Genomic DNA, 628 nt, shown 5'->3' on the forward strand with positions numbered 1-628 from the left:
GATTTTGTGTCTGCGACATTTCTGTTGTGCAAGAAATATGTACAATAAAATGAATTTTGTCGCTTTGCAAGCAAAATCCCACTAAACCCTATAGGTTGCGGATTTGAGGGTTAATAGATTGTTGTTCATCCATTAACCGGACTATCTGGAACATCTGTCGTTCCTTATCCTCTAAAAGACTGCGCACACTATCGATACGCTCTGCTGGATAGGTGACCTTGAAACGGCAGAGCATACTGTCCATTGCCATACGCCGTGCATGGTAATGCTCGATATCTTTATCGTTCCATTCCAGTATTGTTTCACCCAATAGAGAAAATTTTATCATTTGAATATTGATATTGTTTATTTCTTTTCGGAGCTCGTCTATTTTTTTATTGCCAAGTTCTAATGCTTCTATCTCCTGCCATTCATAGAGGCTATTATATGCCATACATCCGATAAGAATGGAGATAAGTATATATCCCAACCGTATTGCCTTATAGAAATTTCCTGACCGCTCCATTATTTTGATGACCCTAAAATCCGCAACTATCATCCAATACACGATTAAGGGTAGATTTATGAGTCGTTAGTAGCAGCTTTCAGTAAAAAGCAACAGCACAACATCAATATGTAGCCACCATCC

The 628-nt window shown here is 38.5% G+C and carries 1 pseudogene; it reads right to left on the minus strand.

The window, feature by feature from the left end:
• Positions 1–94: 94 nt before the first annotated feature.
• Positions 95–505, minus strand: a pseudogene (locus ACTQ16_RS16730) (hypothetical protein); the annotation flags it as partial.
• Positions 506–628 lie beyond the last annotated feature (123 nt).

The organism is Prevotella sp. LCP21S3_D2 (genome assembly GCF_052118345.1).
GTDB lineage: Bacteria > Bacteroidota > Bacteroidia > Bacteroidales > Bacteroidaceae > Prevotella.